Source organism: Xenorhabdus stockiae (assembly GCF_002632825.1).
Taxonomy (GTDB): domain Bacteria; phylum Pseudomonadota; class Gammaproteobacteria; order Enterobacterales; family Enterobacteriaceae; genus Xenorhabdus; species Xenorhabdus stockiae.
Genome location: NZ_NJAJ01000021.1, coordinates 14023 through 27317 on the forward strand (window position 1 = coordinate 14023; position 13295 = coordinate 27317).

Consider the following 13295-nt stretch of genomic DNA (forward strand, 5'->3'; position numbering starts at 1 on the left):
GACTATGGAAAAACATCAACCAACCCTTTCATTGCGGGTTATCAACAGTGAGCAACTGGAGAGTGGCCGAGCCGCCAGCTGCCAGTTTTCGCCACAGGGCGGTACGGTCGGCAGTAGTGAAAGTCACCTGTGGTCTGTTCAGGACAGTCAGGGCAATATCCACCCGTCACAATTCTCTATTCAGTGGCGTGATGGTGCATTCTGCCTGCAAGTGCTGTCTGATGCTGTGCAGATCAATAATGCCACATTAACACCACAGTCCAGCCTGATCCGTTTACAGCAGGGAGATCAGATTAAAGTCGGCAAGTTGTCGATCAAGATCCACATCAGCTTCTCTGAGTCAGATCGGGTCGATCCTTCAACAGTATCACCTGAATCACTGGTTTCCAGTTACAGCAATCCACTGGATGCCATGATGGAAGGTGTTTCACTGCAAAAGTCTGCATTTGCCAAAGATGACAGCGTTGCTCCGACGGTGATGCACCGTTTCAGCGATGACCCTCTCAGAGTACTGGACAGTGAAAGTCTGACCACATTGAAACAGCAGGTTGACGCTGATGATACCGAGCAGCTTCTGCCCCCGGATCATTATCAATCCCCTCCATTTGCTAACCCTATTTCTGATAACCGAGGCAGTGTTATGGATCAGGAGTTCCTTGATTTACCGGATATCGTTTCCGAGCAGCACTATGAAGATATGGATGTTGACCATGTCGCAATTACGCCTTTGATGCGCGGGCTGGATACGCAGTTGCCTCTGCATGACACGCAGCAGGCCAATGATTTCTTGCAGGAAATGGGTAAAACCATGAAAGCGGCAATCGAAGGGTTACTGGCTCTCCAGCGTGAACAGCACGGGCTGCGTGATAAGCAACTTCGTCCGATCGAAGACAACCCACTGCGCCTGAATATGGATTACGACACTACGATGCAGGTGATGTTCTCCGAGCAGAAAAGTCCGGTTCACCTGTCAGCTCCCGCAGCTGTCGCAGAAAGCCTGCATAACCTGCAACTGCATTATCAGGCCAACCGAGAAGCTATTTCTGCGGCGCTGGATACCATGCTGGAAGCCTTTTCTCCTGAGCAGTTGCTCCGCCGGTTTTCACACTATCGCCGCAGCAGTGACGTCAGGAACAAAGATGCTTCATGGGCGTGGGAAATGTATACCAACTACTACCGTGAATTAGCTTCCAGCCGCCAGCAGGGGTTTGAAAAGCTTTTCCGTGAGGTGTACGAGCAGGCTTATGACCGCGCATTGCGTCAGGGCTTAGAGGACGCCAGTGATGAAACGTTCCGGTAGTCAGCGCATATGGTCGGTAGGGATTTTATTACTGTCAGCGATGTTACTGAACGGCTGTAGCAGTGCATGGAACGCAACCAAAAAAGTCGGTCAGGTCATCTGGGACCCTTCCACGCCGGTAGGAAGGCCGAGTGATCAGGCTTCTGTTGCCAATATCACGTTACTGGCTGAACCCAACATTAACCCCAATGAAAGTGGTGAACCGGCACCGGTTGAGATGAATCTGGTTTATCTCAGTGAGGATTCACGTTTTCTGGCTGCCGATTATGACCAGCTTGAAAGTGACAAACTCGAAAAGGCGTTGGGGAAAAACTACATCGATCATCAGGATTACACCCTGCTGCCGGGGCAATACAAGCCGCTGGAAGTGATCACATTGGAAAAGAAAAACCGTTATATCGGTGTCATCGTCCACTATGCAGATGTCAATCAGTCTGAATGGAAAAAGATCATCCGGGTAAAAGACATGGGACGCCATTACAACATCTTGGTGCATGTCAGAAATAACGACGTCGAACTTAGAAAAGAGGAGGAGGAGTAATCATGCCAGGAAAGAATCGGGTGATTTGGCACGAAGGATTATTCATCAAGCCACAGCATTTCCAACAACAACAAAAACATAATGATTATCTGGCCCACAGCCTCGTCTCTGTACTGACAGCATACGGTCATGGTTTCAGCTCCATGAGTATCAATGATGATTTGCTCAAGCTGGGGCGCATCGGTATTACCGAAGCCAGCGGTATTATGCCGGACGGCACCATATTCGCCGCACCCAGTCAGGATCTGCTGCCAAAGCCGCTGGATATCGAAAACATCAATGACCTGAAAAGTAAAGATATCTATCTGGCATTACCCATGTCGAGCGACACCATTCGTGAAGTGGCTGATCGGGATGCTGAAATCCAGAGCGCAGTGCGTTATCGCGAACTGCCGAGTGATATCCGTGACTTGCATACCAAAGGTGGTGACTCTTCCATCCTGAATCTTGCTCAGCTGACACCAGTATTGATGCAGGGTTCTGAGGATATGAGTGCTTACACGGCGATCCCGCTGTGCCGCATTAAAGAAAAGCAGAAAGATGGCACTATCGTGCTGGATAACGAGTTTATCCCGACCTGTCTGTCCATTTTCGTTGCTGACAAACTCAAACGCTTCATGGTGGAAATCGATGGTTTGCTGACAGAGCGTTCAAGAACGCTAGCGAAGCGTATCGGTTCGCCGGGCCAGCAGGGGATTGCAGATGTGGCTGAGTTTATGATGCTCCAACTGTTGAACCGCGTTCAGCCGCTGTACAACCATTATGCTAAGCAGAGCGTTCTGCATCCGCTGCATTTGTACACCCAGCTGATCCAGACCTGCGGCGAGCTGAGAACCTTTACCGATGCCAGCCGTCTGCCGGGCAATATTCTGGCCTATGACCACAATAACCTGACCGATACCTTTCAGGATGCCATGCACGCCATCCGTGATGCACTGAACGTTGTTCTGACACCGCGCGCAACGTCGATTGCCCTGAAACAGAACGAAGGTGGAATTCGCGTTGCCACGCTGCACGATAACGACCTGCTGCGCAAAGCTGAATTTGTTCTGGCTATCAGCGCTAGCACTCCGCAGGAACAGCTGCGTCGTCAGTTCGTCCAGCAGACCAAAGTCACCTCAATGGAACGCATCCGCGATCTGGTCAGCGTCCAGTTGCCGGGTGTACCACTGATTGCGCTGTCTGCCGCTCCTCGCCAGTTGCCATATCACTCTGGGTATACCTATTTCCGTCTGGATCAGAAGAGCCCGGCATGGAAAGAGATCCAACAGGGTAATTCCATTGCATTCCACGTCTCAGGGGATTTCCCTGACCTAGATATGCAGCTCTGGGCTATCAGGGGCGGTAAGGACTAGTTATGAGGATTAGGCATGAGTGATATCAATGTTGACAGTCCGTCACTGGAAAAATTTGAAAAACAGGCTGAAACACTGAAAACGTTTCAGCGCCAGTACCAGCTCCCGTTGCGTGGTGAAAGCCTCAATCCGATGATCGATGCAGCCACCCCTTTACTGGGGATGGTCCTGCGTTTGCAGGACATGAGTGATCAGGCGCTGCCAGATAAACTTTACCAACAGGTTGTTACTGACATTCGTGCTATTGAGCAGCTTCTGCAAACCAAGGGCTATGAACCCGGTGCGATTGTTTCATTCCGTTACGTACTGTGCACCTTCATTGATGAAACCGCATTGGGGCATGGCTGGAACAGCCAGAATGGCTGGTTGAAGCAATCACTGTTGGTGCACTTCCACAATGAAACGTGGGGGGGAGAAAAAGTCTTTGTATTGCTTGAACGCCTGATGGGAGAGGCTCAGCGCTACCAGCATCTGCTGGAGTTTATTTACCTCTGCCTCTGTCTTGGCTATCGCGGGCGTTACAAAGTCAGCACCCAGAAAAGTGATGATTTTGATCGCCTGTTCCGCCGCTTGCAGCAACAGCTTCACTCATTGCGTGGAGATGCTCCGCCGACCACGTTGTATGTCAACGTCAACGAGCGCGATGCACGTTATCGCCTGATCCGGCGTTGGAAGATCAAACATCTGTTTGCGATAGGCATAGGTCTGCTGATTGCTATTTATAGTTTTTATGCCATACGCCTCGGTGATCAGACCCAGTACATATTAGAGCAGCTAAATAAATTATTAAGATAGGAAGTCGCCATGATTCAGATTGATCTGCCCACTCTTGTAAACCGTTTAAACCCGATGACCCGCCATGCACTGGAAGCGGCGGCGGCATCCTGCGTCAGTCAGCAACAGCCAGAGATTACTGTGGCTCAACTGCTGCTTCAGATGATCGAAACACCACTCAGTGATGTGCGTCTGATCCTGAACAAAGCAGAGATCGATAAAGATCTGCTGAAAGAACAACTCGATCAGGTGATGACTCATCATCAGTCGATTGTACAGACTTACCCTAACTTCTCCCCGATGCTGGTGGAATGGTTGCAGGATAGCTGGCTGCTGGCTTCCACTGAAATGCAGCATACCGAACTGCGCAGTGGTGTACTGCTGATCGCATTACTGTTCAGCCCGCTGCGTTATCTGGCTCCACAGTCTGCGCGCCTGCTGGCGGGTATTAACCGTGAGCTGCTGCGTCAGAATTTCGCTGAATGGACAAACGGCTCTGCCGAACAGCCTTTCAGTGCTGGTGACAAAGAAGGGCAGGGCGTTCATCCGGCAAACAGCGACAGCCTTCTGGCCCGTTTTACCCAGAATATGACGGAGCAGGCGCGTCAGGGAAAACTTGATCCGGTATTGTGCCGTGATAATGAAATTGACCTGATGATCGATATTCTCTGCCGTCGCCGTAAAAACAACCCGATTGTGGTGGGTGAGGCAGGTGTCGGTAAAAGTGCTTTGATTGAAGGTCTGGCACTGCGCATCATCAACGATCGCGTCCCGGAAAAACTGCGTAACAGTGAATTAATGACACTGGATCTGGGGGCATTGCAGGCAGGTGCAGCAGTTAAAGGTGAGTTTGAAAAACGCTTCAAAGGCATTATGGCTGAAGTTATTCAATCACCAAAACCTATCATCCTGTTTATCGATGAAGCTCATACGCTGATTGGTGCAGGTAATCAGGCTGGTGGACTGGATATTTCCAACCTGCTGAAACCTGCACTGGCTCGTGGCGAACTGAAAACCATCGCTGCGACCACATGGAGCGAGTACAAAAAATACTTCGAAAAAGATGCGGCACTGTCCCGTCGTTTCCAGTTGGTCAAAGTTTCTGAACCGAGCGCAGAAGAAGCGACGGTCATCATGCGTGGCCTGCGAGCCATTTACGAGCAGGCACACGGTGTCCTGATTGATGATGAAGCACTGAAAGCCTCGGCGGTACTGAGTGACCGTTATCTCTCCGGCCGTCAGCTACCGGATAAAGCCATCGACGTACTGGATACCGCCTGCGCCCGCGTAGCCATTAACCTGACATCGCCACCGCGCCAGATCTCCTCACTGACAACCGAACTGCACCAGATGCAGATGGAAATCGATGTGCTGGAAAGAGAGCAGCGAATGGGGCTGAACGAGCATTCCGAACGACTGGAAGAACTGCAAAACCAGCAGCAGGAAATTCAGGAACAGCTGACCGCTCTGGAAAGCGACTGGCAACAGCAGCAGGAACTGGTGAAACAGGTCATCGAACTGCGCAGCCAGCTTCTGTCTGATGATAAAGAAGCCAGCCAAGATGCCGATATAGAAAAACAGGCTGCGGATGAAGTTTCTGACAACTCAGAAGAACATGATGCGACTGAGCAAGAAGAAGTACAGGAAGAAACGGTCACTGAACCGGCTGATGTGAAGTCTCTGATCGAAAAACTGGCTGAACTCAATGAACAGTTGGCAGAACTTCAGAAAAAACAAACGCTGGTTTCCCCGCATGTCGACAAAACTCAGATTGCCGGTGTTATCGCTGAATGGACGGGTGTTCCGCTGAACCGCTTGTCACAGAGCGAACTGTCAATCGTGACTGAGTTGCCTGTTCATCTGGGGCAGAGCATCAAAGGTCAGGATGTTGCCATTCAGTGCCTGCATAAACACCTGCTGACTGCCCGCGCTGATTTACGCCGTCCGGGCCGCCCTCTGGGTGCCTTCCTGCTGGTAGGGCCAAGTGGTGTCGGTAAAACCGAAACGGTACTGCAAATTTCCGAACTGATGTTTGGTGGCCGTCAGTACCTCACCACCATCAATATGTCGGAGTTTCAGGAGAAACACACCGTTTCACGCCTGATCGGTTCTCCTCCGGGTTATGTGGGTTATGGCGAAGGCGGTGTACTGACCGAAGCGATTCGTCAGAAACCTTACTCCGTCGTTCTACTGGATGAAGTAGAAAAAGCGCATCCGGACGTATTGAACCTGTTCTATCAGGCCTTTGATAAAGGTGAACTGGCAGACGGTGAAGGGCGCATCATCGACTGTAAAAACGTCGTGTTCTTCCTGACCTCTAATCTGGGTTACCAGACCATTGTGGATTATGCCGAGCAGCCTGAGCAGATCAACGATCAGCTTTACCCAGAACTGGCCGCCTTCTTCAAACCGGCATTGCTGGCACGTATGGAAGTGATCCCGTATCTGCCACTGGGTCATGAAACTCTGAAAACCATCATTCAGGGCAAACTGGCCCGACTGGATAAACTGCTGACTCAACGCTTCAACGCCGAAGTCACCATCAGCGATGACGTGTCAGAAGAGATCCTGCTGCGCGCTACCCGCGCTGAAAACGGTGCCCGTATGCTGGAGTCGATTATTGATGGCGCGCTGTTACCGCCGGTTTCATTACTGCTGTTGCAGAAAATGGCCGCAGGCACCGCGATCAGTGCCATTCGTTTAACCGTAGCAGAGCATGAGTTTCAGGCAGAGGTTGAGGAGGCAGAATAATGAAACAGCGGCTGAAAAGCGCGTTAGCGTTATTGGAAGATGACACTATTGAACAACTGGTTGACCACTTTTTGCTGGTGAGCCAAAACCCGCGTTTTGATGCCCTGTTGGTTTTCCTGCTTAACATCCATGAAAACAGGCTGGAATGCTGTAATTTGCCAGAACCTGATGAAATCAGCTCACGCCGATTGTATGTGGATATTGATGACGTCAATAACCCGTTGATACAGGTAATGCGCAAGGGAACTCCCACAGTGTGGGATTCCCTGAATCACGGTGCGCGCATTGACGATCCTCACTTCCGTACATTCATTGCCGAACTACCGCATAACTGCGGGCTGTATGGCATCCCACTGTTTGACTGCAACGGGCAGGCCTGCGGTGTCGTGGCTATTTTTGCCGAAAATGTCAGTCATTTTACCAACAATGAAAACATGTTCGGCATTTATTGCCACGTGATGCAGCACCGACTTAAAAAGTTGCAGGAACTCGAACAACTGCGTGGGCAGTTACGTCAAATCCGTCAGGTATTTCAGGTTCAGCGTCAAAAAGAAAAACAACTGGATGAACTGCTTGCTTCCCTGAGTGAATCCAAAAACGCAGGAGCAGGCAGTATCTCCGTGGATTACAGTCACATCGATAATCTGCCAAAGGCCATAGAAGAATTTGAAAGTGCCGTGTTAGTTCAACGTCAGCGCCAGTTTGGCAACGATACCAGACTGATCGCGCAAAGTCTGGGAATCGCCCAGCGGACGTTGGTTTACAAACTGGCTAAATACGGGTGTAGATTATGAATATTTCTTTAATTATCAGTTCATTACTGGTGTCATTGGCAGGCAGTCCCACACTTGCGGAGATAGCAGAAGCACAGAAAACCGCAGCGTCCAAACCACAGGAAGTGGTTTTACAACAGGAAAAACAATTGGATGAGCTGCAAAAATGTCGCTTTGAGCGCTCCCCTCTTATCCGACTGGCATGTTATGACCGGGAATTCGATAACCTTAAAATCGGTACTGTGCCAGTTACGCTGGAAAATATGGGGCCTATGTGGCGGCAGGCGATGGAGCAGGAGATGCAGCGAACTGACCATTCGACTGGCTTCATTGTCTCGCGGGGAGAAAACGGCACAACCCGGATCATTCTGACAACCCCTGCTGTTGGGGTTCCCCCTCCGCGCCCAGTTCTGATGCTCAGTTGTATTGACCGCATCACCCGTTTGCAGGTTGCTTTGCCTAAGCCTGCGGAATCCGGTGCGGTGACTGTCACGACGAACAAAACCCTGTTCAAAACCGAATGGTTCCTGCGGGAGAGTGGTTACTTATGGGAATCCAGCCGTGGTCTGCCGGGGATTGATGAAATCAAACGCTTAATGGGCAGCGAACATATGACCATCACCCCAGAACAAGGCAGTCAGATCACTTTTAACATTTCTCAGTTGGAGCAGGCCGCGAAACCATTGCGCGAAGCCTGTCGTTGGTAATCGACATGGACATCAGAACACAATTTGACTGGTTCGGCTCTCTGCTGGCCCCGCTGTCCGACGAACAGACAGGCAAAGCACTGGGAGACAATGATCCCTCATGGGAATTTATCGATGGCGAAATGATTAAATTCGGCTCGCTGTCACACGGTTCGCTGGATGTTGAAGAGATCCAGCGGCAGGCACTGCAACTTTTCAGCGAAACCAGTAAGGATTTCCGGCTGATGGTGCATTTGTTGCGTACCCTGCAACATGCCGGTCAGCCGGCTGAGCTGCTTTTAGCGATGGAGTTGCTGACGGAGTACGTAAAAAACTACTGGGAAAAAGCATGGCCGAATAAACCGGTGTTGAAACGTCGTCTCGCGCAGCAGGTGCTCAAACGCTTTGATTCTGCCCAAAACAGCTTTACCGAGAAATCCAGTAAAGGTCAGCGGGATGATGCACAGGGAGTACTGGCTCATCTTGCACAGTGCTGGCATAGCAGTGAACCGGAACTCGCAAAAGAAATCGACCAACTGCGCACCCGCTATAACCGTCAGCCAGAAGCCGGAGCAGCACCTTCACAGCCTGTCGCAGCGGCAACGTCTCAGACTCCGGCTGAACCACAATCTTCTCAGGGAACTACGCAGGAAAATACGGCTGCGCCGATGCCGGAAGTAGACGTTAACAGTTCCAGCGACAAGGCGTGGAAACAGACTCTGATGACGGTTTCTGATCTGCTTTGTGAACGCTACCCGGAATCACCGGTCGGTTATTGTCTGCGCCGCCATGCCGTCTGGCACACCATCACCACAGCGCCGATGGCGGGGGCAATGGGCAAGACTCCGCTGGCACCCGCCTCAGCGGATCGCACAGCCGATTATCTGGCGAGGTTGCCGACAGCAGATAACAAACTGCTGGCGCAAATCGAACAGAGTCTGGCACTTGCACCTTATTGGCTGGATGGTCATGCCATTGCTGCTCAGGCGGCAGCCCAACTGGGCTACAAGAATGTTGCCCAGTCCATTCGCCACGAACTGAATGCCTTTCTGGAACGGCTACCCGTATTAAAAACCTTAAGTTTTTCTGACATGAGTCCGTTTATTTCTCCAGAGACTCTGGACTGGCTGGCACCTGAACCCTCTTCATCAACGGGAGGCGGTTCGGTTTCTGCTGATCAGGAAGCCATCTGGCAATGTTTCCAGCAACAAGGGCTGGAAGCCGCCCTGAAAATGCTGGAAGAGCACCAGCAGCAGCTCACGGAGCCTCGAGATCAATTCTATGGTCAGTTGCTCAATGCTCAACTGCTTGAAGAAGCGGGCATGACAGCACTGGCACAACAGCATTACCGGAACTTGTTACACACGGGACAACACATGTTACTGACCCAATGGGAACCCAGCCTGCTGACGCAGTTAGCTGAAAGAATAGGCGTTGAAAAAACAGGCGCTGAAAAAATCCCTTCGCTTGATAAGGATACTGCTTCAAACAGGAGCGTTAACCTATGAAATGGCCCTCTTTGTCATCAATCGCTCAATTGAAATCGGTGCTGCCGGCGGTGGGGAAATTTAAATCCATGCCGCGTTTTAAGGCAGCGATAGCGCTTATTCTGGCGCTTATCCCCTGCGTGCTGCTCATCGCAGTCTGGTGGTGGGGGCCTGATCTGAAAATCCGTGAGGATTATCCGCTGGAAAGCCTTGCCGCCCGCTGGTTGGCGACAGCCCTCATCATTATGGGAGTGCTGGGCTGGATCGGTGTGAAAGCGTGGCGTCGTCTGCGCCAGCTTGAAAAACTGAACCTTGATGTTGAATTGAAAGTGGTTGATCCGGTCCGCATGGATATTGAATATCAGGATCGTTACCTTGACCACTGGAAATCTCAGTTACAGCGTCATCTGGATTCTTACAACTATCTATACGAACGCCCGTGGTACATGGTGATCGGTAGCCAGATGAGCGGTAAAACCTCGCTGATCAAAGAAGGTTATAAGCTGTCTGAAATTGCTGCGCCGGAATATTTGCGTCAGGATGGGGATATCTCCCTGTTATTGCGTTGCTGGCTGGGAGAAAAAGCCGTCATCATCGACCCGAAAGGCCGCCTGATTGACCAGCCTGTTCCGCTGAACAGTGACAAACCGCAAATCAACAGTCGTCTGTGGGAAGCCCTGCTGAACTGGCTGTCAGAAAACCGCCAGCGCCAGCCGCTTAACGGGATCATTCTGACCGTGGATACCCTGCGTTTGATGACGGATAACCGCGAACAGCGTGAGCGTTACGTGCGGGAAATTCATCATCGTTTGCAGGAAATTCGCCTGACTTTCCACAGCCAGTTACCTATCTATCTGGTGATGACCAAGATTGACCTGTTGCACGGTTTTGAAGCGATGTATCAGTCACTGGATCGCAAACTGCGCGACCAAATTCTGGGTGTCACTTTCAGCCTCAACAATCGCGACGAAAAAGCGTGGCGCAGTGAGCTGGAACAGTTCTGGCAACAGTGGATGAACAACCTGAATGGCGCCATGCCGGATATGATGCTGAACGGCGTTGATGCTAATCAGCGTAGCGCCCTGTTCAGTTTCACCCGCCAGATTCAGGGGCTGTACAGCTATATCGTACAGATGCTGGAAGACATTTTGTACAACGATGAAAACCACCGCCCAATGCTGCGCGGTGTGTACCTGACTTCCGCCCATCAGGTCGGGCAGATGGATGACATGTTCACGCAGTCGGCCTCGGCGCAGTATCACCTCGGTTCCCAGGCATTTCCGACATGGCCTGCGGGAGACACTCTGCCTTTCTTTACCCAGACCCTGTTCGAAGACGTGTTACTGGCGGAGCCGAATCTGGCCGCTGAAAACCGAATCTGGCTGAGTCGCAACCGTCGCCAGTTATACACCTTCTCCACCGTGAGTGCGCTGGTCGTACTGGCAATGTGGGGTGGCTGGCATTACTTCTATCAGAAAAACTACCGTGCCGGAGAAGAAGTACTGGCAGAGGCGAAAAAATTCCTCTCCGTACCGGCTCCGACAGGGGATGACAATTACGGTAGCCTCCAGTTGCCACTGTTGAACCCGATCCGTGACGCAACACTGGCTTACGGTAATTACCATGAGAAAAAATCGTTCCTGACAGATATGGGGTTATATCAGGGCGGTCTGGTAGGGAAAAAAGTGGAAAACACTTACCTGAATCTGCTGGAGCAAAAATTCCTGCCGTCCCTGATGCACGTACTGTTGGATGACCTGAATAAGGCACCTGCCGGTAGTGAGGAAAAACTCGAAATCCTGCGTGTGATGCGCATGATGGAAGATAAAAGCAAACGTAATGCAGGGCTGGTCGCACAGTATATGCGTGAGCGCTGGAGTAAAGCCTTCTACGGTCAGCGTGATGTGCAGGATGCGCTGTTGAGCCACCTGAATTACGCACTGGATCGTACCGACTGGAAAGAGAAACGTGATGCCGGTGATCAGGAAGCGATTGATAGTTTTGCACCGTTTGCGAAACCTATCCGGGAAGCACAGCTGGAGCTGAGCAAGCTCTCCGTCAAACAGCGTGTTTACCAAAACTTGCGTATCAAGGCTCAGGATACTCTGCCAGCACCTATCAACCTGCGTGACCAGATTGGCCCGAGTTTTGACAGTGTATTTGTCGCCAGTAACGAAAAACGGTTGGTGGTGCCTCAGTTCCTGACCCGTCAGGGTCTGACGGACTACTTTATTCAGCAGAGCGGCGAGTTGGTCGAGCTGACCGGAATGGATAGCTGGGTACTCAACTTAGCGAAGAATAAAGGTTTGTACAAAGAGTCTGAATCCGCACCACGTAAAGACAATTACAGTGAACCGGATCGGGAGCGTATCGAGCGCGAAATCACTGAGCTGTATCTGGCGGATTACACCGCAACATGGCGTGCCGCGATGAATAACCTCGAAATCCGTGACTTTGAGGATTTACCACAGGCTATCAATGCCATTGAACAGGTAATTAGTGGTGAACAGCCGATCAAACGCGCGTTACAAATCCTGAGTGATAACACCAACCCTCCGATGCTCGATAGCTCATTGAGTAATACGGAAAGAAAGGCGTTGTTAGATAAGCAGGATTACACACTCCTGACTGACATCAGCCGTGGTTTTGCGCAGGAAACCGGCGTATTGATCGAACATGGTGATAAAGGCAGCACGCTGCAAAGTGTTTACCAGAAACTGATGGCATTGCATCGTTATCTGCTGTCTATCCAAAACTCACCAACACCGGGTAAATCAGCACTTCAGGCTGTGCAGATGCGTCTGGATAAGAACAACAGCGATGCGATCTTTGAAGTCCAGCAGATGGCGAAAAACCTGCCTGAACCCCTGAATCGCTGGGTTGGAGAACTGGCGAATCAGGCGTGGCGTGTAGTGATGATGGAAGCGGTCCGTTCTCTGGAAGTGGAATGGCAGGATACGGTTGTTAAACAGTACAACACCTATCTGGCAGGCCGTTATCCGTTCAATCCGAATGCTAAAGAAGAAGTCCCGCTAAGCGAGTTTGAGCGTTTCTTCCGCCCGGATGGCACGCTTGATGCCTTCTACAAACAGAGCCTGAAACCATTTGTGGAACACAAACTGACGATGGGTACTGACGGTCGTACGCTTATCCGTCCGGATGTGTTGAAACAACTGGAAAATGCTAACCGTATCCGTGCCACTTTCTTCTCACCGCAGAACGGGCTGGGCACACAGTTTGCCATTGAGCCAGTCAGCCTGACCGGTAACAAACGCCGCGCCTTGCTGAACCTTGATGGACAGCTGGTGGATTACACCCACGGCCGCAGCAATGTTGCACGTCTGATATGGCCGAACTCTATGCGTGCAGGCACAGAAAGCAAGCTGACCCTGATGCCGGACAGAAGTAATCAGGCTCCGCGCTCTATCAGCTATATGGGGCCGTGGGCACAGTTGCGGCTGATTAACAGCGGCAAGCTGACCAACATCCAATCCGGTTCTTTTGATGTGCGTTTCAGCGTGGATGGCGGCGAGATGACCTATCGCATCTACGTGGACGAATCAGACAACCCATTTGCCGGTGGGCTGTTCAGTCATTTCAAACTACCGGACACCCTCTATTGAGGCGA

Annotated in this window: 9 protein-coding genes; all 9 read left to right on the forward strand. The window is 51.2% G+C overall.

What is annotated here, in order from left to right; genetic code table 11:
• Positions 1 to 4 precede the first annotated feature (4 nt).
• On the forward strand, positions 5 to 1300 hold the full coding sequence (gene tagH / locus Xsto_RS11965) for a type VI secretion system-associated FHA domain protein TagH (RefSeq protein WP_099109467.1): 1296 nt from the start codon (positions 5 to 7) through the stop codon (positions 1298 to 1300).
• Complete coding sequence (gene tssJ / locus Xsto_RS11970; protein WP_099109466.1) at positions 1284 to 1841, forward strand: type VI secretion system lipoprotein TssJ; 558 nt, start codon at positions 1284 to 1286, stop codon at positions 1839 to 1841. The genes tagH and tssJ overlap by 17 nt, the downstream gene beginning before the upstream one ends.
• 2 nt (positions 1842 to 1843) lie before the next feature.
• Positions 1844 to 3196: a type VI secretion system baseplate subunit TssK gene (gene tssK / locus Xsto_RS11975; protein WP_099109465.1), complete on the forward strand. Its 1353-nt coding sequence runs from the start codon at positions 1844 to 1846 to the stop codon at positions 3194 to 3196.
• Positions 3197 to 3211: 15 nt separating this feature from the next.
• Positions 3212 to 3991, forward strand: coding sequence for a type IVB secretion system protein IcmH/DotU (gene icmH / locus Xsto_RS11980; protein ID WP_099125196.1), 780 nt, complete (start codon positions 3212 to 3214; stop codon positions 3989 to 3991).
• Between the two features lie 9 nt (positions 3992 to 4000).
• Entirely contained in the window at positions 4001 to 6721 is a 2721-nt protein-coding gene (tssH, locus tag Xsto_RS11985) for a type VI secretion system ATPase TssH (RefSeq protein ID WP_099125197.1), read from the forward strand.
• Entirely contained in the window at positions 6721 to 7515 is a 795-nt protein-coding gene (locus Xsto_RS11990; RefSeq protein WP_099109462.1) for a Fis family transcriptional regulator, read from the forward strand. Before tssH ends, Xsto_RS11990 begins: the two co-directional genes overlap by 1 nt.
• The gene (gene vasI, locus Xsto_RS11995) at positions 7512 to 8201 is read left to right on the forward strand and encodes a type VI secretion system-associated protein VasI (protein WP_099109461.1); all 690 of its coding nucleotides are present in this window, start codon (positions 7512 to 7514) and stop codon (positions 8199 to 8201) included. The genes Xsto_RS11990 and vasI overlap by 4 nt, the downstream gene beginning before the upstream one ends.
• A 5-nt stretch (positions 8202 to 8206) precedes the next feature.
• A complete protein-coding gene (gene tssA / locus Xsto_RS12000) occupies positions 8207 to 9688 on the forward strand; it encodes a type VI secretion system protein TssA (RefSeq protein WP_099125198.1) in 1482 nt (493 codons plus the stop codon).
• Positions 9689 to 9756: 68 nt separating this feature from the next.
• Positions 9757 to 13290, forward strand: coding sequence for a type VI secretion system membrane subunit TssM (gene tssM / locus Xsto_RS12005; protein ID WP_193756905.1), 3534 nt, complete (start codon positions 9757 to 9759; stop codon positions 13288 to 13290).
• Positions 13291 to 13295: the final 5 nt, after the last annotated feature.